This window comes from Nocardiopsis lambiniae (assembly GCF_031845465.1).
In the GTDB taxonomy this organism is placed as follows: domain Bacteria; phylum Actinomycetota; class Actinomycetes; order Streptosporangiales; family Streptosporangiaceae; genus Nocardiopsis; species Nocardiopsis lambiniae.
In genome coordinates this window covers 1-24,966 of record NZ_JAVREP010000036.1, presented here as the reverse complement: position 1 = coordinate 24,966, position 24,966 = coordinate 1, and the positions used below count along the sequence as shown (strand labels likewise).

Below are 24,966 nucleotides of genomic sequence, written 5' to 3'. Positions count from 1 at the left end.
CCCCCCGGGGGGTGCGGCCACCGCCGTCCTCGGAAGCGAAGAGGCTCTCAGACGCGTTCCAAGGGAAGGTGCGGACCCTCGGGGGCCACGGCGTCCACGGCCATCCCCGGCTCGACGACCCCGCCCGCCACCACGATCCCCATGATCCCGGCCCGACGCACGATCCCCCCGTCCGGGCCGCGCCCCACCACCTTCTTCAACAACCCCGGGGAGAACGCGTCGATCTGCGCGCACGGGTTGCGCAACCCCGTCACCTCCACCCGCGCCCACGGCCCCAGGCACAGGACCGTCCCCCGGGACAGCCCCAGCAGGTCGATGCCGCGCGTGGTGACGTTCTCCCCCAGTTCCCCCGGAGCGACCGCGAACCCGGCGGCGGCCAGTTCCTCCAGCAACTCGGCGTGGATCAGGTGCACCTGGCGCAGGTTGGGCCGTGTCGGGTCCACCGCCACCCGGGACCGGTGCTTGACCGTCACCCCCAGGTGCGCGTCGCCCTCCACACCCAGCCCGGCCAGCAACCGCACCCGTTCGCGCACCGGCTTGCCGAAGGTGTGCTTCGCACCGCTGCTCACCGATTCCACGATCGCGCCCACACGCCCCGCCCTTCGCCGCACCGACATCCGAACGCCACCCTAGACCCGCCCGGTGTCCCCCCACCGGGCCGGCCGTCCCCCGGGGAACCCACCAACGGTCCCGGCGCGGACCTCCACGGTGACGGGTGCCGCCGGCGGCACCCCGGGCGTGTGCGGTTCCAGCGGTGTCCGGGAGTGCCCCGTCCCGGGACCGTCCGCTCGGCGCCGGCCCCGAGCGGACCCGGTGCCGGCTCAGACGGTGACGCCCAGTTCCTCCAGGAGCGTGCGGACGCGCTTCTCGATGTCGTCACGGATCGGGCGGACCGCGTCCACACCCTGCCCGGCGGGGTCGGTCAGGGTCCAGTCCAGGTAGCGCTTGCCGGGGAAGACCGGGCACACGTCGCCGCAACCCATGGTGATGCACACGTCGGAGGCCTCGACCGCGTCGATGGTGAGGATCTTGGGCTTCTGGTCGGTGATGTCGATGCCCACCTCCTTCATGGCCTCGACCACGGCGGGGTTGACGGTCTCGGCCGGGGCCGAACCCGCCGAGCGCACCTCGACGCGGTCGCCGGCCAGATGCCGGAGCCAGGCGGCGGCCATCTGGGAGCGGCCCGCGTTGTGAACGCAGACGAAGAGCACGGACGGGGTGTCGGCCATGGGGGTTCCACCTTCTCTGACGGGTCCGACCCGGTGGTCGGTCCGGGGCGGCGAACGATTCGCATCAGCCTCGAATGATATGGCATCATCAGCGGGCACTGACATCAGTGACCACTGATCTGATCGGGGTGTCGGGCGACCCGCCGCGGACCCGGACGCACCCGTCCGACCATCCGCGCGTCCCGCCCGGGGCCGGTGTACGTGTCACCGGCCGGGCGCGAACGCTCCACCCGCCCAACGGCGCCGCCCCGTTCAGACGGTGATCTCCAACTCGGCCAGCAGGGCGCGGACCCGCTCCTCGATGTCGTCGCGGATCGGCCGCACCGCGGCCAGGTCCCGACCGTCGGGGTCCTCCAGGGTCCACTCCTCGTAGCGCTTGCCCGGGAAGACGGGGCAGGCGTCCCCGCAACCCATGCTGACCACCACGTCGGCGGCGCGCACCACCTCATCCGTCCACGGCTTGGGGAACTCGGTGGAGATGTCGATGCCGACCTCGTTCATCGCCGCCACCGCGGCCGGGTTGACCTCCCTGCCCGGCTCGGACCCACCCGACCAGGCGATGGCCCGATCCCCGGTCAGGTGCCGGAAGAAGCCCATGGCCATCTGGCTGCGCCCGGCGTTGTGCGTGCACAGGAACAGCACGACCGGACGACCGTCGTCCACCTTGTTCTCGACCCGCGCCAGCGCGCCCAGCCGCTGGCGGGCGAACCGCTCGGCCAACAGGGGCAGGAACTGGGCGATGGTGGCCCGGGCGGCGAACTGGTCGTAGCTGGAGTGCAGGAACCGTTCGATGGTCTCGGTGTTGAACACCCCGGTGAACTCCTCGGCGAGCCTGCGTGAGGCCACTCCCAGGGCGTACTGCTGGTCGACGGTGAACTGGCGGGGCTGGGCGGTCATGGTGTTCCTTCCGGGTGGACGGCGGGGGCGAGCCGCTCGACGCGGTCGCTGATCTGGGAGAAGGCGTCATCGAAGGCGGCCTCGGTACCGGCCCGCACCGGGTCGGGGACCGACCAGTGCAGGCGGGTGCGGGTGCGGGGCAGCTCCTCGTGGGCGCTGTCGCAGACCGCCACCACCAGGTCGTCCCGACGCAGCACGTCCTGGACGTGGGCGGTGCCCTCGGCCTCCAGGCGCAGACCGTGGCGGTGGGCGGCGGCGACGGCGCCCTCGTGCACGCGCTCACCGGGACGGGTCCCGGCCGAGACCGCGGGCACCGGACTGCGGTGCCGCCACAGGGCGGCGGCCAACTGGGAACGGGCCGAGTTGCGGGTGCACACGAACACCACACGCGGGGCGCGCAACAGAGAGGTCGGGACCAGGGCCCCGAACGCCTCGGGCAGCAGGCGGATGTAGACGCGGCGGTGGTCGGCCTCGGAGCGGGTACGGGTGGTGAGCCCGGCCTCGGCCAGGACCCGCAGGTGGTGGGCGATGAGGTTGGAACGCATCCCCAACCGTTCGCCCAGCTCCGAAGGCGAGGCGTCCCCGGTGCACAGGGCGTCGGTGATGGCCAGGCGGGCGGGATCGGCCAGGGCGGCGTGGAGCGCGGCCCTCCGCTCCAAAGAAAACTCAGCGTTCATTGACTCAATTATCACTGAGTCAAATCGGGTGGTCAACCGCCTTCACCGCAGATACCTCCCGTGTTCACGCACAGGCCACTTCGACCCACCGACGCGAACGACCCGCACAGACCCCACACCCCCGACCCACCTCATCACGGGAACCGCGAAACCCCCCGCCACGGACCGGCCCGAGCGGACCAGACCTCCACGGCACCCGCCACCAGAGCCGCCTGATAGGGACGGACGACGACACCCTCGGCCAGGACCTCCAACGGCGAGGTGTCGCGCAACCGGACGTGGGCGGTGGAGCACAACCCCGCCTGAGCCGCCAACGGATCGGCGTCCGCGCGCACGGACAACAGGTAAGCCCACCGGGCCGCGTCCGGCGCCCCGGGCAGGGGTTCGCGCCAGGCCCGGTACAGAACCACCCCGCCATGAGCGGGCGCCACCTCGGCCCACACCCCGCTCAACGACCCCGGATCGGGGGCATCGGCCGGACCACGGGGGGTGAACCGGTAGAACGGCCCCGGGGCCCGCTCCACGTGGGGGACCCGCGCCAGATCGGCCAGACCGTCCGGGTCCAGGGTGGGCACCAGCAGAGCGCGTTCGGCCCCGGTCAGACCGATGCCCTCATAGGCCAGGGTGAGCACCAACGCGGATTCGGCGAGGTAGGGCTCACCGCAGGCGTAATGGGTGCGCACCGTCTCCAACAGATCGTCACCGACCCGCCCCGCCAAGCGGGCGCACAGGTCGGTGACCGCCGCGTAGGTCGCCCTGTCCACCGCCGCACCCTACCGGCCCCGAGGAACCGGGCGACGGCGGCGACCGGGCCACCGAGGAGTACCCGCTCGTGACCGCCCTGTTCCACGACCGGGGCCCGCACTACCACGGGGATCGCCGATCGATGAGCCATGGGTGCCCACCGCCGCGACTTCGACCCGCTCCAGAGCGAGAGCGGGTCCCTGCGCGTGGGCAGCGACGACTCGGCGAAGGACGGATGCCGCGCTGCCCGATCGCCCCGAGCACGGTCGATTCCGCGGGCATCACCCCCACACCGGTGTTCCAGCGCCGGCACACCAGGCGGCCCCGACCGGCGGGACGTCGCCTCCACCACAGCCCACGAACCCCGGCGCCAGCGAAAAAAAGGGGAGTGGCGGAGCACGCACGATGGCATACTCAGGCCGATGGAACCCACCCTGGAACTGCGCTTCGCGCCGGAACTACGGTTCTTTCTGGCTCCACGCCACCGGCACGGAACCCTGCACGCGCGCGCCGACTCCACCTCCACCCTGGCCCACCTGGTCCAGTCGCACGGCGTGCCCATGACCGAGGTCGGCACCCTGCTCCTGGACGGCCTGCCCGTGTCGCCCGGCACCATCCCCGCTCCCGGACAGACCGTGGACGTCGCTCCCCCGGACCCGCCCCAGGCCGTCCCCTTCCCCTTGCGCTTCCTGCTGGACGTGCACCTGGGCACCCTGGCCCGGCGCCTGCGCCTGCTGGGCCTGGACACCGCCTACGACAACGACCGTGACGATCCCTCACTGTTCCGGCAGGCCAACGCCGAGGAGCGGGTGCTGCTCACCCGTGACCGCGGACTGCTCAGCCGCACGGGCCTGCGCGCAGGCGCCCACGTCCGCCACACCCGCCCCGACGACCAACTGCGCGAGGTCCTGCACAGGTTCGCACCGGACCTGGACCCCTGGACGCGCTGTCCGGCCTGCAACGGCGTGCTGGTCCACGCCGAGAAGCAACAGGTCACCGGCGACCTGGAGGCGGGCACACGCGCCACCTACGACGCGTTCGCCCGCTGCCCGGACTGCGACCGGGTGTACTGGCCCGGGGCCCACCACTCCCACCTGGCCCAGATCGTGCGCCTGGCACAGGAGACGGTCTGCGCCCACCGGCCCTGAACCCATCCCGCCGCCCAGGGCAAGACCGTCCGGCAGATCGCCGGCCTGATCCCCGGAACAGCGGTGCGCACCTGCGCACCGCGCCGGCCCGTGCTCCGGGCCCCGCACCGGTCATCGCCCAGTCCGGGGGGAACCGGGAACCGCGACGCCCCCGGCGACCGCTCACCGTGATCGCGGCGGCGGAGGCCACGGAGAACACGGATCACTCGATCACCGACTCCACCAGGACCGCCTCTCCCTCTCCGTCATGACCGCCGGCCCGTCCGGCGAGCCCTGACGCATCCAGTCCGAGATGTCGTTGTTGCCGATGAAGAGGTTGGCCGCCATGCTCCGCACCTTGTCCGGGGGCAGGCGGAAGGACCACCCGACGTTGTCCTCCAGGGGCACGACCAGGACGGTGCGGTCGGAGCCGCCCATGGAGGCCTGGTCGGCGATCACCACCACTGCCTCGCCCGTCTCCTCTTCTTCGTCCTCGTTCGGGCGGACGATTGCCATCACCTGTTCCGGTGTGGCCCCCGAAAAGGCCGGGTCGTCCACGATCTGCACGTAGGGCCGGTGGTCCTCGGGGGTCTCGATCCGGGGGTCGAGGCGGTCCGCGTCCGCCGCGAGCGCGGCCCACGCGCGGTCGTCGCCGAAGTCGGTGCGCACGAGCAACCCCCAGTTGTCCTGGGTGATCACGGGCAGGGGAGCGGCGGGCGGCCGGTAGCGGGGCGGGTGGTCCGCGGTCTCCAGGACATCGCCCATCACGTCGGGGGAGCCGTCCAACCAGTCCTCGTAGGACTCGCCGGGTTCGAGTTCGACCTCGGCGGCGCCGCACTCCTTGTGGTGATCCAGGGTGTCCTCGATGCCGGGGCGGTGCATGACCAGGTAGGTCATGGCCGCCTGGCGGGGCGTGACGCGAAATCGGTAGAGGTCGTCGTCGCCGGGGAGGAAGGCCGTGAGCGGGCGCAGGGCGGGATCGCGGGTGGTGCCGCGGTCGGCGATCAGGACCAGGTCGGGCACCCAGGTGCCCTCGCCGCTCAGGGCCTGGGACACCTCCCCGGGGACGGCGCCCCTCCAGGCGGGGTCCTGGGCCACGAGCAGGCGCCGGGGGATGGGCCCCCGGGCCGGGGGCAGGGGCTGTCCGGGGGTGTGGGCGACCATGCCGGGCAGTGCGCCCATACGAGAGAGCACGTCGTTCCAGGTGGTGTCGTCGCAGTCGCCGCGGACCAGCAGCGCGCCGGGCACGCGCTCGGTCTCGCCGTCGGGGGACAGGGGCAGGGCGGGGTGCATCAGGGGGCCTCTTCACGGTCGCGGTGTGCGGTCCGTCCGGTTCTACCGGGCGGGCACGACAAACCGGCGCCCCCGCGGGGTCTGGGAGCGCACGACCACCGAGCCGCGTTCGTTGACCGCGCGCGGCCTTCGCCCGGACCGGACCCCGCACAATATCGTTTCGTTGGAAACGTTAACACTGAAACGTATTTGATTGCGTTGACCCCAGGGGACTCCGAGAACCCCGGAATCCTGACTCACGATAAGTGGGCCTTATAATGATGTACATCTTGTATTGCTACATACATGGCACAAAGCGACCGGATTACGTTGGCGCCCCCACCCCACCCCCCGCGCGAAGGGGCGAAAACGAGATGGGTACAGCCACCGCTGTACCCATCGGGGTGGGGTCCGGCCACCGCCCACCGAGGGCGGCCCGCACGCGCCGTACCGCCGGGGCCGCCCCGCGCTCACGGCGGGCGCCTCCGGAAACCGGCCCGACGGGTCCGACGCCGGTGCGCGGTCGGCGTCGCGCGCACCCGCCGCCTCCACGGCCCGCCCCCCCGCGACCGGGGGGTCGAGGAGGATCACCACGGGATTCAGCGGTAGCGGCGAACCGGAGCCGACAGCAGGGGCCTACCGAACGCCAAGGAGGGGCCCACGCCGCGTCCGAAGATCCACCTGACCCGCTCGGTACAGCCGTTGGCGCTGAGAACGATCATGGTCCGATCGGCGCGAGCGTGCTGACGCGGTTCTCGTACTCGCGGCGGGCCGGAACAGCCGGGACACCCCGGCCGCCTTCGAGCGGCCGGCGGCGGCGAGAGTCCGCACCATGAACTTCACGGTGGACGCGGCTCGCCGGTGCGCGGGTGGCGGGCGGTGAGGTCCATCGCGGAGAGCGCGCCGTCGTGGATGCGCGGAGCCACCTGCTCGCGGTGGAGTACGTCGAGGATGTGCCCTCCTCGTGCGGGGCGGAACATCTCGGAGATGTGCACGGTGTCGCCCGGCCTCGCGTAGGTGGGCAGTTCGCGGAGCTTCGGCCGCTGGAGCGGGCGGAGGCGGCTGGAGGTGCCCGGGTCCTCGATCCCGGCCTCGTCCAGGACGAGGTTCCGCCGGGCGGTCGACTGCTGGTCGGTCCAGGCCCGCTTGCAGACCGGGTTCGCCGCTGCGGGCCCCCCGATCGCACGGGTCATCGGAGGCGTCGGCCGCCTGTCGGTGAACGATCGTTCACCGACAGGCGCATCGCCTCTCAGGTCTCATTCGAGGCCGGTCCCTGGCCGGACCGAATCGAGCAGCGGTGACGTCGCTCGTCACGGTCCCCTGAGGCGGCCGTCATACCTTGCTGCGGCATCCGGTGAGGAGGAGGGCGACCATGCCCTTGGCATCGGCCTGGCCGTAGTCGGGGCCGGTGATGCAGAGGTTTCCGATGGCGCGCAGGAGCGTGTAGGCGGTGACACCGGGGCGAAGTTCCTCGGTGGCGGCGCAGGCGTCCAGCAATGACGCGCAGGCCGGGACCAGGGTGTCGAGCATGAGGGCGTGGAGGTTCTCCAGTCCCGGGTCACCGGACCCCAGCGCCGCGCCGAGGCCGTGCTTGGTCACCAGGAAGTCCACGAACGCGTCCGTCCACAGGGCCAGAGCGGTGAACGGCGAGGCGGATTCCTTGAGAAGTCGGGGCGCGAGAGCGGTACAGGCGTCGATCTGGTGCCGGTAGACGGCAGTGACGAGATCCGCGCGGGTCGGGAAGTTCCGGTAGATCGTGCCGACACCGACGCCGGCACGTTCGGCGATGTCGCGGACGGGTGCCTGGACGCCCCGGTCCACGAAGACCGCCGCAGCGGCCTCCAGTACGCCACTGCGGGTGCGCTGGGCCTGTGCCCGGCGTACCCCGACCGACTCCGGCACGGATGCCTCCCATTGCTCGCGGAACAATGTTCCGCTAGTTTGGCGGAACAGCGCTCCGCCAGATTACGGCATACCGGTACTCATAGAAAGCGCAGGACCCTCATGTCCTCGTCCCACTCCCCCGGCCGGCAGATCGTCTCGGTCAAGCCCATCGTTGTTCCCTCGCCCGGGCGCGGCATCGACCTTCAGGTCAAGGTCACCGCACCCCGGTCGGGTCAGAACCTGCCGGTGATCGTTTTCTCCCACGGGAACGCGTGGTCACTGGACGGGTACCAGCCCCTCGTCGACCGGTGGGCCGCCGCCGGATTCGTCGTGGTGCAGCCCACCCACCTGGACTCCCGGCGCAACGCCATCGCCTGGGACGACCCGCGCTTCGCCACCATCTGGCGCGTGCGCATCACCGACCTGCACGCGATCCTCGACCACCTCGTGGACGTCCTGGCCCAGGCCGACCTGGAGACCCGCGCCGACCGTGAGCGCACTGCCGTGGTCGGCCACTCCTGGGGCGCCCAGACCGCGGGCGCCCTCCTCGGTGCGCGCGTGCTGGACGCCGAGGGTGTTGCGGGAGAGGACTTCTCCCACTCCGCGGTTTCGGCCGGCGCGCTGATCGGGGCGACGGGAACCGGCGACACCCTCACCCCGTTCGCCGCCGAGAACCTTCCGTTCATGAAACCGGACTTCTCCACCATGACCGCCCCGGCCCTGGTCGTCGCGGGCGGCAAGGACGACTCGCAGCTCTCCACCCGGGGGCCGGAGTGGTTCACCGACGCCTACCACCTCAGCCCGGCGCCCAAGAGCCTGCTCAGCATCACCGAGGCCGAGCACACCATGGGCGGAATCGCCGGTGAGAAGGTCGCCGAGACCACCGACGAGGACCCCGCCCGTGTCGCCCTCACGGCCGATGCGATCTCCGCCTACCTCCGCGCGGCCCTCGACCTCGACGACGCCGAGTGGACCGCCCTCAACGGCACCGCCGAAGGCGGCGACGGTACGTGGAGCCTCGCCGGCAAGTGAACTCAGCCTGACCGCCGGGGCACACCCGCCCACCAACGGCGGCTCGGAGGCGGCCTGGAGAGGTCGCACGCACAGGCGCCCGTCGGTGAACCGGACGGCGGTGTCGGCGCCGAGCCCGTCCAGGACCGGCCTTCAGCGCCCAGGACAGCGCGGCCAGATGCCCGGCCGGTTCGGCGTCCGGTTCCAGGGCGGTGAGCACCCGTTCCCGGGTGGGCTCCCAGAGCGGGCCCGACAGCGGCCGGGCCCGGGGAACGACCCCGCCGGTCCGCCCCTCGGACGAAGACGACCCGGCGCTTGAGGGCGCGGTGCAGGTGCTCGATCACGCACATCAGGAACGCGGCCTTGTCGATCCGCCGGTCCCCCGGGTCGGAGCCCGCGAAGATCGGCCGCTTCACGAACCGGTGATGAGTGCGGCGTGGACGGCGATGTCCTCGGCCTTCGCACCGTGCCCCACTGCACGGCCCACCCCGGCCGGGCGGACGGTGTGCCTCTGTCCGCGGCCAGGTCCAGGGCGTGGGGGGTGAGGCGGAAGAACCGTTCCAGGTCGCCCGCCGACAGTTCGTCGGGGAAGCGGCCGTAGCCGGCGATCTGTTCATCGGAGAGGTATTCATGCGACATGACCACGAACGTAGGGGCCCGCGAACAGGGAGAACCTGCCCCGCCATCGAACCGTCGCCCAGGTCACGGCTCTACCGCCCGATCCTGTGGTCATCCTCCTCGACCCCCGACCACGGCGGAGCGTGACCGCCGGGGAGAACGGCCGCCCCGGAACGGCGCGCCGTCACCGGGCCTCTCGTGCGGCGGATCGCCGCCGGGACCGGGGACGCCCGTACCGACCGCACACGGCCCGTGGTGCGCGACGCCTACACCGAGCGTTGCCTCCCCGGGGCGGGACGGCGCTGCTCGGGCACGTCGCGCATCTGGACGTAGGGTTCCTCGCCCTGCGGAAGCCCCGCCTCCACGGCACGGCCCCGCTCGACCTCGGCGTTGAACTCCGCGCCCAGCAGGATCGCGATGTTGGTGATCCACAGCCAGACCAGGAAGACGACCAACGCAGCCAGGCTCCCGTAGGTCCGGTCGTAGCTGCCGAAGTTGGCGACGTAGACGGCGAACAGGGCCGAGGCGACAAGCCAGATCCCCACCGCCAGCAGGCTGCCGGGGCTGAACCAGCGGAACCCGTGCCGGGCGTTGGGGGAGGCCCAGTACAGCAGCGCGATCATGAAGACCACCATCAGCAGGAGCACCGGCCACTTCGCGATGTCCCACACGGTCGCCACGACCGGCCCCAGACCCAGCACCTGCCCGATCCTCTGCGAGACGGCGCCCGTCGCCGCGATGGCCAGCACCGTGAACGTCAACAGGACGACCAACAGCAGGGTGACGCCGACGCGGACGGGCAGCGTCTTCCAGACGGGACGCCCCTCGGGGACGTCGTAGACGATGTTGGACGCCCGCATGAAGGCGGCGATGTACCCCGAGGCCGACCACAGGGCGATGGCCAGACTGACCAGACCGACGATCCCGGCCGCGGCCGGGTTGCCCTGGAGGTTCTGGATCGCGGAGGTCACCACCTCGGCGACGTCCGCCGGCAGGACCGCCTCGGCGTTGTCGGTCAGGGTCCGTGTGGCCCCCGGACCGGCCAGACCGAGCAGGGACACCAGGACCAGCAGGGCCGGGAAGAGGGCCAGGAGCCCGTAGTAGGTGAGTCCCGCCGCCAGGTCGCTCAGGTTGTCCTCCCGGAACTCCCGGAACGTCCGCTTCAGGGCCTCCCACCAGGAGAACGTCGCCGTCCCGGTCGGGGCCGCCGCCGGCTCCGGCGCACCGGCGTTGCGCTCGTTCGGCTGTCGCGTCATCGGTCGCTCCCTCCCTCTCGCCGCCCCGCCGCACGGGCGCCGGGGCGGGCCTCGGAGACCGTGGCCCCGTGCCGGGAGGTCGCCCCGACCCCGCCCCGGGGCCGCTCACGAGCGCCGCGGGCGCACGCACGACCCGACGGTCCCCATCGGCGCCCTCCCTGTGCCGCGCCCTACCCCGCACGACGCCACGGAAGCGGCCGGACACACCCCGGTGCCCAATGATGGGAACGCCTTTCCCCCGCCTTGGGGTCCCACCGGCCCACCGGCGTCGCTCCGACCGAGGCCACCGACCCCGCCCGCACCGCGGCGGCCCTCACGACGGCGACTCCCCCACACGCGCGCACCGGGTCCGAAAACGACGAAGGCGAGGGGTTCTGGAAACCTCTCGCCACTCTCAATCTATAGCGCACCCCGGGGCTTGCGGCAAGACCCCGGTCAGGGCGCACAATCGTCGATCGTGGCCGTCGTCCGCGCGGATCAGGACCCCGCGGGGACCGACCGCCGCACGGACCGAGAACGGGGAGACCTCATGATCGACGTGATCATCACCGGCGGGGGACCGACCGGCATGATGCTGGCCGCGGAACTGCGGCTGCACGGCGTGCGCACACTCGTGCTGGAGAAGGAGACGGAGCCGACCACCCAGGTCCGCGCCCTGGGACTGCACGCGCGCAGCATCGAGATCATGGACCAGCGCGGCCTCCTGGAACGCTTCCTCGAACACGGCCGCACGTACCCGCTCGGCGGTTTCTTCGCGGCCATCCCCGCGCCCCCGCCGGAGGGGCTGGACAGCGCGCACGCCTACGTCCTGGGCATCCCCCAAACGACCACCGACCTCCTGCTGTCCGAGCACGCCGCCCGGGCCGGCGCCGAGATCCGGCGCGGCAGCGCACTGGTCGCTCTGGACCAGGACGAGGAAGGGGTGACCGTGGAGCTGTCCGACGGCGCACGGCTGCGCTCGCGCCACCTGGTCGGCTGCGACGGAGGCCGCAGCACGGTGCGCGCTCTCCTGGGCGTCGGTTTTCCCGGCGAACCCACCACGACCGAGATGCTGCTGGGCGAGATGGAGGTGACCGCGCCGCCGCAGGAGGTGGCCGCCGCCGTGGCCCAGATCCGCAAGACCCACCTGCTGTTCGGCCTGGGCCCCCTGGAGGACGGGGTGTACCGGGTCCTCGTACCCGCCGAGGGCGTGGCCCCCGACCGCACGGTCCCACCGACCCTGGACGACTTCCGACGACGGTTGCGGGTGTTCGCCGGCACCGACTTCGGCGTGCACTCACCACGCCGGATGTCCCGGTTCGGCGACGCCACCCGCCTGGCCGACCACTACCGGGTCGGCCGGGTCCTGTTGGCCGGGGACGCCGCGCACATCCACCCCCCGGTCGGCGGGCAGGGCCTCAACCTCGGCGTCCAGGACGCGTTCAACCTCGGCTGGAAGCTCGCCGCACAGGTCCGGGGGTGGGCGCCCGAAGGACTGCTGGACAGCTACCAGGCCGAACGCCGCCCGGTGGCCGCCGACGTGCTCGACAACACCCGCGCCCAGATGGAGCTGATGTCCTGCGCACCGGGACCGCGGGCGGTACGCCGGCTGCTGTCGGAGCTGGTGGCCTTCGAGGAGGTGAACCGGCACCTGACCGAGAAGATCATCGCGACCGGCCTGCGCTACGACTTCGGTGAGGGCCACGACCTGTTGGGGCGGCGGTTGCCGGACATGGAACTGACGCGGGGCGGGCGCCTGTACGAACTGACGCGCGGTGGCCGCGGGCTGCTGCTGGACCCGACCGGACGCCTCTCGCCGACAGGGTGGCGGGACCGGGTCGACCACGTCACCGACACCGCCCGGGAGCTGCGGGAGCGGGGTGTGCCCGCCGTGCTGCTGCGCCCGGACGGCCACGTGGCGTGGGTCGGCGACGACCGGCAGGACCTGCTCGCCCACCTGCCCACCTGGTTCGGAGCCCCCCGGGCCGGGCGCGTCGTTGAACACCGACACCGCACCCGTTGACCCGCTCCCGGAACCGGGACCCGCCCGGCCCGGCTCCGCGACCGGTGACGGGCGACGAGGAGAGGGGGCGGGGAGCCCCCGCACCGGCCCTGACCGTGGCCCCGGCCCGATACGCCCCGCCGACGCGGCGGTCCCCGCTACCGTGAGGCCATGACACGACCCCGGGTGGAACTGGTGCGCCCCTGGCGGGGGATGACCCCGCACGAACGCCAACAGGCCCGACGCCACCGCCTGTTGGAGGCCGCGCTGGAGGAGTTCGGCACCGTCGGGTTCCGGGCCGCGACCGTCGGCGCGATCTGCGTCCGCGCCGAACTCACCAACCGCTACTTCTACGAGCACTTCGCCGACCGCGAGGCCGCCCTGCGCGCCGTCTACGACGACCTGCTGACCCGCGCCCTGGAGCACATGGGCACCGCCCTGGAGGGCGGGGGCGACTTCCAGGAGCGGATCATGGCCGCCCTGGACGCCTACCTGTCCTTCGTCATGGCCGACCCGCGCCGCCCCCGGGTGATCTCGGTGGAGAGCGTGGGCGTCAGCCCGGCCATGGAGGAGCGCCGCCGCGCCGTCCGCCACACCATCGCCGACCTGGTCGACGCCCACTACGCGCGCGGCGTCGCGGCGGGGGACCTGGTGGACCGGCCCTTCCGCAAACAGGCCCTGGCCCTGGTGGGGGCCGCCAACGAACTGGTCATCGACTGGGTTCTGGGCGAGCGCACCGCCACCGTCGCCGAGGTGTCGGCCGACATCGCCGAGGTGTACCTGCCGCTGCTGCGCTCGCGCCGCGCCCGCCCCTGACCCCGGCCCGGCCCCGGGGCCACCCCGCCCCACTCTTGACACATCACCATGTCAACTTGCAGTCTGTGAGCCACGCCACACCACACCCGCCTCGCATCGACCCCCGAGGGGACCCCCATGAGCCCGCGCTACGGCGACCACCAGATCGAAATCCACCTCAACGGCCTCACCGGGATCGTCCCCGACCACCCCATGACCTTCACCGACCTGGCCGACCGCGCCTCCCACGCCCTCCCCCCGGGCCTGTGGTCCTACGTCGCCGGCGGCGCCGGAGACGAGAACACCCAGGACGCCAACGCCCGCGCCTTCACCCACTGGGGCCTGTACCCGCGCATGTTCGTCGGCGCCACCGACCGCGACCTGTCGGTGGACCTGTGCGGCATCCCCCTGGCCTCACCCCTGCTCATGGCCCCCGTCGGCGTCATCGGCCTGTGCTCCACCGACGGCCACGGCGACATCGCCACCGCCCGGGCCGCCGCCACCACCGGAGTCCCCATGATCGCCTCCACCCTCACCCAGGACCCCATGGAGGACGTCGCCCCCCACCTGGGCGACACCCCCGGCCTCTTCCAGCTCTACACCCCCACCGACCGCGACCTGGCCGCCAGCCTGGTGCACCGCGCCCAACACGCCGGATTCAAGGCCATCGTCGTCACCCTGGACACCTGGATCACCGGGTGGCGCCCCCGCGACCTGGCCACCGCCACCTTCCCCCAACTGCGCGGCCACTGCCTGGCCAACTACACCTCCGACCCCGTCTTCCAGAAGATCGTGGGCCCCGACCCCACCCCCGACCGCGTCGTCGCCACCTGGGCCGGACTCTTCGGAAACCCCCTGACCTGGGACGACCTCCCCTGGTTGCGCTCCCTCACCGACCTTCCGCTCATCGTCAAGGGCATCTGCCCTGGAGTGCCTGCCCGAGGTCGCCGCCGCCACCGACCTGCCCGTCATCTTCGACTCCGGGGTACGGTCGGGCTCCGACATCGTCAAGGCCCTGGCCCTGGGGGCCACCGCGGTCGCGGTGGGCCGTCCCTACGCCTACGGACTGGCGGTGGGCGGCACCGCCGGACTGGTGCACGTCCTGCGGTCCCTGTTGGCCGAGGCCGACCTCTTGATGGCCGTCAACGGCTACCCCTCCCTGGCCGACCTGACCCCCGACGCCCTCAAACGCCTGCGCTGACCGCCCCCGCCGCGCCGGGCCCCGGCGCGGCGGAAAAGGGTTCCGCCACAGGCCGCGGCCCATGACAGGATCCACCCCATGTCGGTACGCGAACTCGTCGTCCTGGGCACCTCCAGCGCGGTGCCCACCCCCAGACGCAACCACAACGGGTACTTCCTGCGCTGGGACTCCCACGGCGTCCTGTTCGACCCCGGCGAGGGCACCCAACGCCAGATGCGCCTGGCCGGACTCTCGGCCACCGACATCACCCGCATCTGCCTCACCCACTTCCACGGCGACCACGCCCTGGGCCTGCCCGGCACCATCCAGCGCATCGCCCGCGACAAGGTCGCCCACCCGGTCCGCGTCACCTACCCCGCCCAGGGCCGGGAGTACTGGGAACGACTGCGCCACGCCACCCCCTTCCACGACACCGACGTCATCGTGCCCCAACCCGTCGCCGGCACCGGCGCCTGCCCGCTGGGCGAGCACGACCTGCGCCTGACGGCGCTGCCGCTGCGCCACTCGGTCACCGCCTACGGGTACCGCCTCGCCGAACCCGACGGGTGGCGGATGCTCCCCGACCGGCTCACCGAACACGGCGTCACCGGCCCCCTCATCGGGGCCCTGCACCGCCAAGGGTGGGTGAACGCACCCGACGGCCACCGGGTGGACCTGACCGACTGCGCCCTGCCCCGCCCCGGCCAGACGCTGGCGTTCGTCATGGACACCGCGTACTGCCCCCAGGCCGTGGAACTGGCCCGCGACGCCGACATGCTGGTCATCGAGTCCACCTACCTGGACTCCGAGGAACACCTGGCCGACCCCTACGGTCACCTCACCGCCCGCCAGGCCGGGCGCGTCGCCGCCGAGGCGGGCGCCCGCACCCTGGTGCTCACCCACATCTCCGAACGCTACGACGCCGACCGCGACGCCGACTTCCTCGCCCAGGCCGCCGCCGAGTTCGACGGACCCATCACCCTGGCCCAGGACCTGGACCGGATCCCGCTGCCGCCCCGGAGCCGCTGACCCCGGGCGGTCTCGGGGCGCCGGCGACGACCGATGTACGTTGAATGTCGCACTGCGTCGCTTGTCGAACTACGACGATCTTCGTACATTGTGGTGGGAGCCGCACGGCAAGGAAGGTCGGAGCATGACCAGGACCACCCGCACCACCCCTGCGCGACACCCCGAACACCCCGAGACCGCCCGGATCCGCCTGGAAGAGGTGCTCAGCGCACTGTCCGACCCGATCCGACTGCGCATCGTGCACGAACTGGGCCGGGGCCACGACGACATGGCCTGCATCGCCTTCGAACTCCCGGTCAGCAAGTCGACATCGACCCACCACTTCCGGGTCCTGCGCGAAGCCGGAATCATCCACCAGTACTACGAGGGCACCTCCCGCATGAGCCGACTGCGCACCCAGGACCTGGAAGAACGCTTCCCCGGACTGCTGCCGGCCGTGCTGCGCGCCCGAGCCATGGACACGACGCAACCCGACCGGACCACCTGAACGACGGCCCCCGACGGGCACCGCCCACACCCGGGACGTATCGCCCCTCACCGCCCGCAGGACCCGCGTCACCGAGAATCGACGCCCCACCCCAGACCCGGTACCGAGAACGCCATGACGGAACCCCCGCACATCGACGCCATCGCGCCCCGACTCCGGACAGACGCCTTCCCCGCCACCGAGGAGGGACGCGCCCGCCGCCGGCCCCAGACCGGGGTGCGGCCCGGCTGACCGGACGCCGCCGAGGCGGTGTTCAGGCGCGGGACCGAGCACCGCGCACGACCTCCCGTGCGGCCATGACCGGACCGTCCAAGGCAGGGCGTGCGCGGGCGGGCTCCTCCACCCCGGCGTCACCGTGTCCGAGTTCGGCGGTGAGTCGACGCGACACGGCCGACGGACGACGTTCCCCCGATCCTTGAGGTGGGGGCGGCAACGCGACGATGGCCTTGCCGATCATCCCGACGGCGAAGAAACGCCTGATCAAGAGCGCCCGCCCCACGGCACGCCCGTCGTGGTGGCACCGCTCTCCCCCGTTTCGCTCACCGGAAGGCGGGCCCCGCCGCCCGTGATGACACGGGGAGCGACCCCGGCCCACCGAGGCACCGCTCGGCCATGAGCCACGGATCCCGACCACCGCGAAGCCGTGACGAGAACGTTCAGCGAAATCAGGACCGATTACAGGGGCAACAGAAAGTGACCGAAGTCGGACATCTGCTCGCTTTGAGCGACCACATCGGCGAAACTTTCCCACGCCATTCACGAAGAAGACGAAGGTTGGTCCCACATGAACACCATGGTCCGCCGTGTGGGCGGTGCCGCTTCGGCACTGCTGCTGTCCGCCGGTATCGTCCTGGGCTCGGCACCCGCCGCCGGTGCCGAGGTCGAGGCACAGGTGAACCGCAAGAGCGTGAGCTGCTCCAGCCCGTCCGGGAACAAGGTGAACTTCTCCTGGGACAACGGCGGCCTGGTCACCACCACGCTCTACTACAACAACCACTGCAACCACGATCAGAGGGTCACCGTCAACCTGAAGAACGCCGCGTTCGACCGGGTGTGTCTGGTGACGAAGAAGAAGACCAAGACCAACATCCGCTACAACGCCACCTCCATCAGCAGCGTGACGAAGGGCTGCCCCTGGCTGTAGGAGGCGTTCGCCTCTACGACCGGCCCGGCCCTGCGGGAAACCCACCGCGGGGCCGGACCGGTGCCCGCACCTCACCGGAGCACCCGACCAACCCCGAAGCCCTCGCCCCGCCCCTCGGGAGAGAAGCACCTCCGCGGCCCGGTCCACACCGACCTCAATGCCGTACGGGTGGAACGCCACCCGGGTGCGACCCCCGCGCACGGTACCGACGGCCCGCACCAGCCGGGCACAGGCCTCGGGCGACGCCACCGACGTGATGGCCGACCCGGTCGGCCGGCCCGGCACCCGTGGCACACACCCAGGAACCCGGGGGCTCGGTGAGGGCGCCGTACGCGGCGACAGGCGGAACACCGCACCGGGAGGCGTTGAGCCGGACCACGTCGGTGCGTCACCGATGACGCGGATCATCCATGGGACCGTCCTACCGGAAAGTCGTGGCCGACACCCGGCGCACAGCGTGCTCGACGATGCCGAGCATGACGTCGCGCTCGGGGCAAGGACCGTCCAACAACCGCAACGGCCCCGCCACCAGGGACAGATTCAACGCCAGGTCGTACAACCTCACCCGATGCGGATCCAAGGGAAAGGTCGCCAAACGCCGATGGCGGTCACCGAACCGCAACCGCACGAAGACGTGCTCCCACTCGACATCGAAGAACATGAGCCCCTCGATGTCGATGAGCACCCCCCTCATCGTCACCGCTGACCAGGACGTGGTCGGGCCCCAACTCGCCGTGGATCAGACGGTGCCCGCCCCCGCGGGGCTCCACGCGCGCGGCGAACGCGTACAACATCTCGGCCAGACGGTCACGGTCGGCGCGCACCCGCTCCTCACGGCGCGCCGCCTCGTCCAGGTCGACCAACGCCCGCCCCAGAACGACTTCATGACAGCTCCCACCAGGGGGGACACCACCCGACGCCAGGTGGGCGACCTTACCGAAAGAGGGATGGGTGCGCCCGTGCAGGGTGCGCAGGGTCCCCGCCAGATGGTCCAACGCCCTGACGGCGCGGGCCGGGTCGGCGCCCATGAGGTGTTCCAGGGTGGGCCCGACGTCCTCCACCACCGCCAACACCCCCGGACCCTGGGCACCGGTGGCGTCCAACGCGAGCAGCTCCGGAACACGCACCCCATCCCGCACCAACAGGGAACGGGCGGCCGTGAACAGGTCGGGCCCGCTGGCGTGGGAGAACGGGTCGGCCGGGTCGGGCGGCGCCTCCCCCGCGGGCCAGTGGTCATGGTCGGGGTGCCACAGGTAGGCGACGACGCCACCGCCGTCCGGCAAGGTGACACGCCAGACGCCCTTCTTGGTGCCACCGCGCAACGGGCGCACCTCCAAGGGCGGGCGGGGGATCCCCAGCAACGCGGTGACGGCTCGGCCGACGGGGTGCATACGAGACCTCCTGTGGTGGGGAGGAGACATCCTTCCACGGCCCGCCCCGGTGGACCCACGGCACGACGGGTCACTCCGCCGGTATCCCGCCGCCACGTTTCATCACCCACCCGCACACCACCCCGAAAAACCCGATGCGCGCCCCACCCCGCACCGCCATACTGCGCCGATGCACAACCCCTACGACGACCCCGCCGTCGCCGCCCTCTACGACCTCCTCAACCCCTGGGCCGCCTGCGACGACTTCTACCTCGACCTGGTCATGGCCGCCCCCACCGCCCTGGACGTCGGCTGCGGCACCGGCCTCCTCCTGCGCACCGCCCGCGCACACGGCCACACCGGACACCTCCTCGGTCTGGACCCCGCCGACGCCATGCTCGACATCGCCCGCGCCCACACCACCGACGTCACCTGGACCCGCGGCGACCTGACCACCCACACCTGGGACGGCGCATTCGACCTGGTCACCATGACCGGCCACGCCTTCCAGGAACTGCACACCGACCACGACATCGTCCACGCCCTGACCGCCATGCGCACCGCCCTCACCCCCACCGGCCTGATCGCGTTCGAGACCCGCAACATCACCGCCCGCCCCTGGGAGAACTGGACCCCCGACCACCCCTGGACCGGCACCCTGCCCGACGGCACCCCCCTCGCCGACGTCAACGACGCCCACCCCATCACCCCCCAAGGCCTGGTGACGTTCACCTCCACCACCACCTCCCCCTCCTGGGACGCCCCCCTCACCACCCACAGCACACTGCGGTTCCTCACCCCCGCCCACCTCGACACCCTCCTGGCCGCCGCCGGACTCAAAACCGTCCAACGCCACGGGAACTGGGATCGCACCCCCCTGACCCCCACCTCCCCCGAGGTCATCACCCTGGCCCGACCCACATGAAAAAAAGGGGGGTGCCGCCCACCGGGCGACACCCCCTCCCCCACGGTCAGGGACGCACGTTCCCCAGCACCCGCTCCACCGCGATCTCGATGACCACCCGTCCCGGGTTCGGCCGTGGCGGCCGGTACCGCTCGGTGTACCGGCGCACCGCCTCGGCCACCCGCTCCGGATCATCGGACACCGTCGCGGCGCCCTCCACCGTGCACCACCGCCGCCCCTCCACCTGCGACACCGACACCCGCGTCCCCGGCCGCGCCGCCAGATTGCGCGCCTTGTAACTGCCCCCGTCCGCGATCACCCGCACCAGACCACCATCGGCGTCATAGGTCGCCCCCACCGGCACCTGATGGATCGACCCGTCCGGACGCGGCGACGCCAACATGCACAACCGGTACTCTCCCCAGAACTCCACGAAACCGCTCTCCACCAACACGAACCCCCCTCGACACCCGACCCCCTCAGCATCCCACGCCCCTCACCGGCGCCCCCCGCGACCCGAGCCCCACCCACCCCCGAAACCCCGACGGCGACGCACACCACACCCGCCCCCGCGGACGCCACCGATCCCACAACACCTCCAACGCCTCCTGCGCCCCCACCTCACCGGCATCGGCCGCCATCACCGGCACCAACAACCCCGACCGCTCGTACAGGCGCAACGCCTTGACCCTCAGACCACTACGGCGGGCGAACTCCCCACGCGTCCACTCCTTCATGAACCCCAGTGCACACCCCGCCCCAAGGGCACGGTCAACCCCCACCCCACCCACAAAAAAAAGGGGGCGGACCGCCCCCGGCCCACCCCCGCACCCCACCCTCACCCCAACGCGCCCGCCGCCGCCCGATGCCGCAACCGGATCCGCAACGCCCGCCGCGCCCGGGGATCCAACGTGTGCACCACCGACGCCACCTCCGCCACCTGCTCCAACGCCGCCAACGCCCGCTCGGCCCCCACCGGGTCCACCCCCGCACCCGACCGGGCCCCCGCCACCGCCGCCACCAACACCCGCGCCAACCCCTCGGCGTCCACGAACTCCTCCACCGGCGTCCCCGCCAACACCCGCGTCAACGCCCGCTCCACCACCAGCCGGTCCGGTACCGTCGCACACCCCGCCACCGCACGCACCACCTCACCCAACGTGCGCGCCCGCTCCACCGACACCCCACCCATCGACCGCACCCTCCCTCCACGACCCCGGAACACCCCGAGGCCGCCTGACACGGACCCTACGCCCGCCCCCACCCCTCTCGAACGGCCACCCAAAGCCCCCGCCCCCACCACCCAGGAGCACCATGTCGATCCCGCACGCCCACGGCCACCTGCCCGTCACCGACGGCAACACCCTCTACTGGGAAGAACACGGCACCCCCCACGGCACCCCCTGCCTGGTCCTGCACGGCGGCCCCGGAAGCGGATCCCACCCCGGCCTCGTGCGCTTCTTCGACCCCGCACGCCACCGCGTCCTCCTCTTCGACCAACGCGGAGCCGGCCGCTCCACCCCCGACGCGGCCCACCCCGACACCGACCTGACCACCAACACCACCGCCCACCTCATCGACGACATCGAAGCCCTGCGCGTCGCCCGCGGCATCGACACCTGGCTGGTCCTGGGCCTCTCCTGGGGCTCCACCCTGGGCCTGGCCTACACCCAGGCCCACCCCGACCGGGTCCGCGCCTTGGTCCTGGCCGCCGTCACCACCACCTCCCCCACCGAGGTGCACTGGCTCACCCACGACATGGGCCGCGTCTTCCCCGAACGATGGGAGACCTTCCGCGACGCCGCGGGCCCCGGCGCCGACCCCCACCGGCTGCCCGCCGCCTACGCCCGCCTGCTCGCCGACCCCGACCCCACCGTCCGCGAGGAGGCGGCCCGCGCCTGGTGCCGGTGGGAGGACACCCACATGGCCACCACCACCGACTTCACCCCGTTCCTGTCCATCCGCCCGGTGGACTTCCAGCTCCGCTTCGCCCGCCTGGTCACCCACTACTGGGCCCACCACGCGTTCCTCCCCCCAGGCCACCTGCTGACGAACACCCACCGCATGGCCCACGTGCCCGGCGCCATGATCCACGGCCGCCTCGACATCAGCGGCCCCGCCGACACCGCCCACCACCTGTCCCGACGCTGGCCCGCCGCCACCCTCACCATCGTCGAGGGCGCCGGACACACCAAGGGCCTGCACGAAAGCGCCGTGCGGGCCATCGACCGCCTCACCCGCTGACCGCACCCGGCCACCGGGCGGGGCCCGCCCACCCCTGATCCGCGCACCGGCCCCACCCGCAACACCAACACCACCGGTCGCGCCCGACCCCACACCCCCACCGTGCCCCTCACCGACCCGGCACACCCACCCCCGGGCGACACGTCCCGCCGCTCCCCACGACCACCGCGCTCGTCCCCCCACGGCACCGGACCACCCCGACCCGCGGCGACGCCACCACCCGACAGGACCACCCCCCGCGACGCCCCTGACCAGCACCGTCACCCGCGCACCCCTGTGCCCACCACGACACCGCGAAACGGACGGACCATCACCGAAGGTGCACCACAATGGCGTCCATGCCTCTACCCAAAGCCGAACTCCACCTGCACATCGAAGGCACCCTCGAACCCGAACTCGCCTTCACCCTCGCCCACCGCAACGGCATCACCCTGCCCTACACCACCGTCGCCGACCTGCGCGCCGCCTACGACTTCACCGACCTCCAGTCCTTCCTCGACCTCTACTACGCCCTCACCGACGTCCTGCGCACCGAGGCCGACTTCACCGACCTCACCCGCGCCTACCTGACCCGCGCCGCCGCCCAAGGGGTCCGCCACGCCGAGATCTTCTTCGACCCCCAGGCCCACACCGCACGCGGCATCACCATGGACACCGTCGTCAACGGCATCACCGCCGCCCTGGACACCTCCGAGACCGACCACGGCATCAGCACCCACCTCATCCTGTGCTTCCTACGCGACCGCCCCGCCGCCGAGGCCATGGACACCCTCGACGCGGCCCGCCCCCACCTGGACCGCATCATCGGCGTCGGCCTGGACTCCGCCGAGGTCGGCCACCCCCCGACCAAGTTCACCGACGTGTTCGCCGCCGCCCGCGAAGCGGGCCTGCGCCTGGTCGCCCACGCCGGCGAAGAAGGACCCGCCGACTACATCCGCCAAGCCCTGGACCTGGGCGTGGAACGCATCGACCACGGCATCCGCTGCCTGGACGACCCCGACCTCCTCGCCCACCTGGCCGCCACCCGCACCCCGCTCACCGTGTGCCCCCTGTCCAACGTGCGCCTGCGCGCCGTGGACACCCTGGCCGACCACCCCCTGCCCGCCCTCATGGACGCCGGGCTACTGGTCACCGTCAACTCCGACGACCCCGCCTACTTCGGCGGCTACGTCGACGACAACTACCGCGCCCTGGCCGAGCACCTGCACCTGGACCGGGAACGACTGCGCACCCTGGCCCGCAACTCCTTCGAGGCGTCCTTCCTGCCCCGAGACCGCAAGGACGCACTCATCGCCCTCGTCGACGCCCACTGACCGGCGCGCCGGCCCGGGGACGCGGGAGAGGCCCCGGACGCCCCTCCACCCCCGGGCCCGTACGGCACCCCCGCCTCAGGCCCAGGTCAGCGAATGACCGTGCTCACCGGCCCAGGCCACCACCCGCCCGTCCACCGCCACCGTCATGTCCGTGTCCACCGGCCCACGACCACCCTCCAACTCCGGGAACACCCGCCACCCCTCATAGGACACCCAGTGCCCGGGCAACTCCCCCATCAACGCCGCGAACCGTTCCCGCTCCACCACCGGCAGGTAGGTCAGCACCGCACTGTGCACCACCACCGGCGTCACCCCCCGCGGCACCCGTGAGACCAGACCGGCGACCTCCTCCACCAGGTCACCGGCCACGATCGGCGCCGGATCGGCCGCCGCCACCGACGCCGCCGCCCGCAGCCGCGCACGCCGCGCCCCCTCCTGGGCCCCGGGCCAGATCAGCGCCTCCAACCACCGCACGTCCCCCTCATCGGCGGCGTTCAACGGGTTCAGGTCCACCCCCGCCCGCCAGGCCACCTCCGGCACCCTCCCCGGCACCGGCACACCACCCGAAGTCGAACACTCCAGCAGCACCGGCGAATCCACCGGACCGATCGGGGCCGCCCCGTCATAGGAGTACCGGTACCGGTCCGGGTACAGGCACAACCCCGCCGAGGCCCCCACCTCCACCAACCCCAACGGACCCGCCAGGGTCGCCAACACGGGCACCAACGCCGCACACCGGCGCACCTCGTTGGTCTGTGTCATCCGCTCCGACACGACCTCGCGCACCGCGTCCCAGTGCTCCACCAGCCACGCCCGGAACGCCTCCCAGTCCTCCACGGGACCGCCCAGGAACCGCACCGCCCCCAACAACAGGTTGGGCTGGCGCTTGTTGCCCCGCGGCAACCCCAACACCAGCCCCACCACCTCGTCATCGGTGGCCAACGCCCGCGCGATCCGCGCGTAGGAGACCGCACCCCCCGCCTCGTAATGCTCGGCGAACCGCCAGTACCACGCCCGCACACGTTCGACCTCGTCCAGCACCGGCTCCACACCCACCTCGTCTCCTCCAGGGAAAGGGGCGAACCACACATACCCATGACAGCCCGGTGTACCACGTGACCCCCCTCACCTCCGCCCGACCCATCCCGCTCCCACGACGGGAACCACGCCTCCACCCGCGCCGACCCCACCACCTCCGCCGGAGCCCCCTCACCCGCCCTCCGCCCCGTGGAACCGGCTCCGATACCCCGCCGGAGAACACCCCAACGTCCGCACGAACACCCGCCGCATCACCTCCGCCGACGCGAAACCACTGCGCCGCGCCACCGCCTCCACCCCCAGCCCCGAATCCTCCAACCACCGCCGCGCCGCCTCCACCCGCACCCGCTCCACGTACCGCCCCGGCGTACACCCCACCTCCCGGGCGAACACCCGCGAGAACTGACGCGGTGACAACCCCACCCGCCCCGCCAACCCCTCCACCGACAGATCCCCCGCCGGATGCTCCACCATCCAGTGCTGCACCTCCCGCACCGCCGGACGCTGCGCCCACTGCGCCGACAACGGCGCCGAGAACTGCGCCTGCCCCCCGGGCCGGCGCAGGAACACCACCAGGCTCCGGGCCACCCCCAACGCCACCCGCCGCCCCAGGTCCTCCTCCACCAACGCCAACGCCATGTCCACCCCCGCGCTCACCCCCGCCGACGTCACCACCCGCCCCTGGCGCACGAAGATCGGATCCGCATCCACCTCCACCCCCGGGAACCGGCGCGCGAACTCCTCGCAGTGCCCCCAGTGGGTCGTG

General features: G+C 72.2%; 29 protein-coding genes. 11 read left to right on the top strand and 18 right to left on the bottom strand.

Translation table 11 applies throughout. From position 1 onward, the window contains the following. Positions 1-47 precede the first annotated feature (47 nt). The 5 genes from RM479_RS27235 to RM479_RS27215 form a co-directional block, all read right to left on the bottom strand. Complete coding sequence (locus RM479_RS27235) at positions 48-590, bottom strand: MOSC domain-containing protein (RefSeq protein WP_311514550.1); 543 nt, start codon at positions 588-590, stop codon at positions 48-50. A gap of 231 nt (positions 591-821) precedes the next feature. Further along, a complete protein-coding gene (locus RM479_RS27230) occupies positions 822-1,229 on the bottom strand; it encodes an arsenate reductase ArsC (RefSeq protein ID WP_274810418.1) in 408 nt (135 codons plus the stop codon). Between the two features lie 252 nt (positions 1,230-1,481). Then, positions 1,482-2,126 carry an arsenate reductase ArsC gene (locus RM479_RS27225; protein WP_311514549.1) on the bottom strand — a complete coding sequence of 215 codons (645 nt, stop codon included), beginning with the start codon at positions 2,124-2,126 and terminating at the stop codon, positions 1,482-1,484. After that, positions 2,123-2,803 carry an arsenate reductase/protein-tyrosine-phosphatase family protein gene (locus RM479_RS27220; protein WP_311514548.1) on the bottom strand — a complete coding sequence of 227 codons (681 nt, stop codon included), beginning with the start codon at positions 2,801-2,803 and terminating at the stop codon, positions 2,123-2,125. Before RM479_RS27220 ends, RM479_RS27225 begins: the two co-directional genes overlap by 4 nt. Before the next feature lie 134 nt (positions 2,804-2,937). Continuing rightward, the gene (locus RM479_RS27215) at positions 2,938-3,567 is read right to left on the bottom strand and encodes a hypothetical protein (RefSeq protein WP_311514547.1); all 630 of its coding nucleotides are present in this window, start codon (positions 3,565-3,567) and stop codon (positions 2,938-2,940) included. A 402-nt stretch (positions 3,568-3,969) separates the two neighbouring features. Here RM479_RS27215 and RM479_RS27210 point away from each other — a divergent pair, with 402 nt between their 5' ends. After that, positions 3,970-4,695, top strand: coding sequence for a Mut7-C RNAse domain-containing protein (locus RM479_RS27210; RefSeq protein WP_311514546.1), 726 nt, complete (start codon positions 3,970-3,972; stop codon positions 4,693-4,695). Positions 4,696-4,905: 210 nt separating this feature from the next. Here the strand turns inward: RM479_RS27210 and RM479_RS27205 are convergent, their stop codons facing one another. The 4 genes from RM479_RS27205 to RM479_RS27190 form a co-directional block, all read right to left on the bottom strand. After that, on the bottom strand, positions 4,906-5,967 hold the full coding sequence (locus tag RM479_RS27205) for a DUF6924 domain-containing protein (RefSeq protein WP_311514545.1): 1,062 nt from the start codon (positions 5,965-5,967) through the stop codon (positions 4,906-4,908). A gap of 578 nt (positions 5,968-6,545) precedes the next feature. Then, positions 6,546-6,668, bottom strand: a complete 123-nt coding sequence (locus RM479_RS27200; protein ID WP_311514544.1) for a hypothetical protein — start codon at positions 6,666-6,668, stop codon at positions 6,546-6,548. Between the two features lie 117 nt (positions 6,669-6,785). Further along, positions 6,786-7,139: a recombinase family protein gene (locus RM479_RS27195; RefSeq protein ID WP_311514543.1), complete on the bottom strand. Its 354-nt coding sequence runs from the start codon at positions 7,137-7,139 to the stop codon at positions 6,786-6,788. Positions 7,140-7,278: 139 nt separating this feature from the next. After that, a complete protein-coding gene (locus tag RM479_RS27190; protein WP_311514542.1) occupies positions 7,279-7,848 on the bottom strand; it encodes a TetR/AcrR family transcriptional regulator in 570 nt (189 codons plus the stop codon). A 102-nt stretch (positions 7,849-7,950) separates the two neighbouring features. Here RM479_RS27190 and RM479_RS27185 point away from each other — a divergent pair, with 102 nt between their 5' ends. Beyond that, complete coding sequence (locus RM479_RS27185; protein WP_311514541.1) at positions 7,951-8,862, top strand: alpha/beta hydrolase family protein; 912 nt, start codon at positions 7,951-7,953, stop codon at positions 8,860-8,862. 132 nt (positions 8,863-8,994) lie between these two features. Here RM479_RS27185 and RM479_RS27665 read toward each other — a convergent pair whose 3' ends face one another. Both RM479_RS27665 and RM479_RS27180 read right to left on the bottom strand, forming a co-directional pair. Further along, on the bottom strand, positions 8,995-9,480 hold the full coding sequence (locus RM479_RS27665; protein ID WP_397223300.1) for a DUF4158 domain-containing protein: 486 nt from the start codon (positions 9,478-9,480) through the stop codon (positions 8,995-8,997). A gap of 245 nt (positions 9,481-9,725) precedes the next feature. Next, complete coding sequence (locus RM479_RS27180) at positions 9,726-10,715, bottom strand: YihY/virulence factor BrkB family protein (RefSeq protein ID WP_311514540.1); 990 nt, start codon at positions 10,713-10,715, stop codon at positions 9,726-9,728. A 529-nt stretch (positions 10,716-11,244) separates the two neighbouring features. On the opposite strand from RM479_RS27180, the gene rox reads away from it, so the two are divergent. The 5 genes from rox (at position 11,245) to RM479_RS27155 (ending at position 16,187) form a co-directional block, all read left to right on the top strand. Continuing rightward, the gene (gene rox / locus RM479_RS27175) at positions 11,245-12,717 is read left to right on the top strand and encodes a rifampin monooxygenase (protein WP_311514539.1); all 1,473 of its coding nucleotides are present in this window, start codon (positions 11,245-11,247) and stop codon (positions 12,715-12,717) included. A gap of 150 nt (positions 12,718-12,867) precedes the next feature. Then, positions 12,868-13,512 carry a TetR/AcrR family transcriptional regulator gene (locus tag RM479_RS27170; RefSeq protein WP_311514538.1) on the top strand — a complete coding sequence of 215 codons (645 nt, stop codon included), beginning with the start codon at positions 12,868-12,870 and terminating at the stop codon, positions 13,510-13,512. A gap of 117 nt (positions 13,513-13,629) precedes the next feature. After that, complete coding sequence (locus RM479_RS27165; RefSeq protein WP_449590060.1) at positions 13,630-14,757, top strand: alpha-hydroxy-acid oxidizing protein; 1,128 nt, start codon at positions 13,630-13,632, stop codon at positions 14,755-14,757. Between the two features lie 13 nt (positions 14,758-14,770). Then, positions 14,771-15,700 (top strand): ribonuclease Z, encoded by a 930-nt coding sequence (locus tag RM479_RS27160; RefSeq protein ID WP_311514537.1) that lies wholly within the window; start codon positions 14,771-14,773, stop codon positions 15,698-15,700. A gap of 124 nt (positions 15,701-15,824) precedes the next feature. Next, positions 15,825-16,187 carry an ArsR/SmtB family transcription factor gene (locus tag RM479_RS27155; RefSeq protein WP_311514536.1) on the top strand — a complete coding sequence of 121 codons (363 nt, stop codon included), beginning with the start codon at positions 15,825-15,827 and terminating at the stop codon, positions 16,185-16,187. A 253-nt stretch (positions 16,188-16,440) separates the two neighbouring features. On the opposite strand, the gene RM479_RS27150 is transcribed toward RM479_RS27155, so the two are convergent. Next, positions 16,441-16,671, bottom strand: coding sequence for a hypothetical protein (locus RM479_RS27150; protein WP_311514535.1), 231 nt, complete (start codon positions 16,669-16,671; stop codon positions 16,441-16,443). Positions 16,672-16,971: 300 nt separating this feature from the next. Between RM479_RS27150 and RM479_RS27145 the strand changes: the two genes are divergently transcribed. Continuing rightward, positions 16,972-17,331: a hypothetical protein gene (locus RM479_RS27145; RefSeq protein WP_311514534.1), complete on the top strand. Its 360-nt coding sequence runs from the start codon at positions 16,972-16,974 to the stop codon at positions 17,329-17,331. 421 nt (positions 17,332-17,752) lie between these two features. On the opposite strand, the gene RM479_RS27140 is transcribed toward RM479_RS27145, so the two are convergent. Then, the gene (locus RM479_RS27140) at positions 17,753-17,896 is read right to left on the bottom strand and encodes a hypothetical protein (protein WP_311514533.1); all 144 of its coding nucleotides are present in this window, start codon (positions 17,894-17,896) and stop codon (positions 17,753-17,755) included. Positions 17,897-17,939: 43 nt separating this feature from the next. Then, positions 17,940-18,722 carry a phosphotransferase gene (locus tag RM479_RS27135; protein WP_311514532.1) on the bottom strand — a complete coding sequence of 261 codons (783 nt, stop codon included), beginning with the start codon at positions 18,720-18,722 and terminating at the stop codon, positions 17,940-17,942. A gap of 169 nt (positions 18,723-18,891) precedes the next feature. Here RM479_RS27135 and RM479_RS27130 point away from each other — a divergent pair, with 169 nt between their 5' ends. Next, positions 18,892-19,626, top strand: a complete 735-nt coding sequence (locus RM479_RS27130) for a class I SAM-dependent methyltransferase (protein ID WP_311514531.1) — start codon at positions 18,892-18,894, stop codon at positions 19,624-19,626. Positions 19,627-19,672: 46 nt separating this feature from the next. Here the strand turns inward: RM479_RS27130 and RM479_RS27125 are convergent, their stop codons facing one another. Then, positions 19,673-20,059, bottom strand: coding sequence for a pyridoxamine 5'-phosphate oxidase family protein (locus RM479_RS27125; RefSeq protein WP_397223295.1), 387 nt, complete (start codon positions 20,057-20,059; stop codon positions 19,673-19,675). Between the two features lie 384 nt (positions 20,060-20,443). Further along, entirely contained in the window at positions 20,444-20,806 is a 363-nt protein-coding gene (locus tag RM479_RS27120) for a hypothetical protein (protein WP_311514530.1), read from the bottom strand. 113 nt (positions 20,807-20,919) lie between these two features. Here RM479_RS27120 and pip point away from each other — a divergent pair, with 113 nt between their 5' ends. Beyond that, positions 20,920-21,849 carry a prolyl aminopeptidase gene (pip, locus tag RM479_RS27115; protein WP_311514529.1) on the top strand — a complete coding sequence of 310 codons (930 nt, stop codon included), beginning with the start codon at positions 20,920-20,922 and terminating at the stop codon, positions 21,847-21,849. 338 nt (positions 21,850-22,187) lie between these two features. Further along, the gene (locus RM479_RS27110) at positions 22,188-23,162 is read left to right on the top strand and encodes an adenosine deaminase (protein ID WP_311514528.1); all 975 of its coding nucleotides are present in this window, start codon (positions 22,188-22,190) and stop codon (positions 23,160-23,162) included. A gap of 75 nt (positions 23,163-23,237) precedes the next feature. On the opposite strand, the gene RM479_RS27105 is transcribed toward RM479_RS27110, so the two are convergent. Further along, positions 23,238-24,218, bottom strand: coding sequence for a DUF2332 domain-containing protein (locus RM479_RS27105; RefSeq protein ID WP_311514527.1), 981 nt, complete (start codon positions 24,216-24,218; stop codon positions 23,238-23,240). A 153-nt stretch (positions 24,219-24,371) separates the two neighbouring features. After that, a partial coding sequence (locus tag RM479_RS27100; RefSeq protein WP_311514526.1) for a GlxA family transcriptional regulator occupies positions 24,372-24,966 on the bottom strand: 595 nt, incomplete at its 5' end.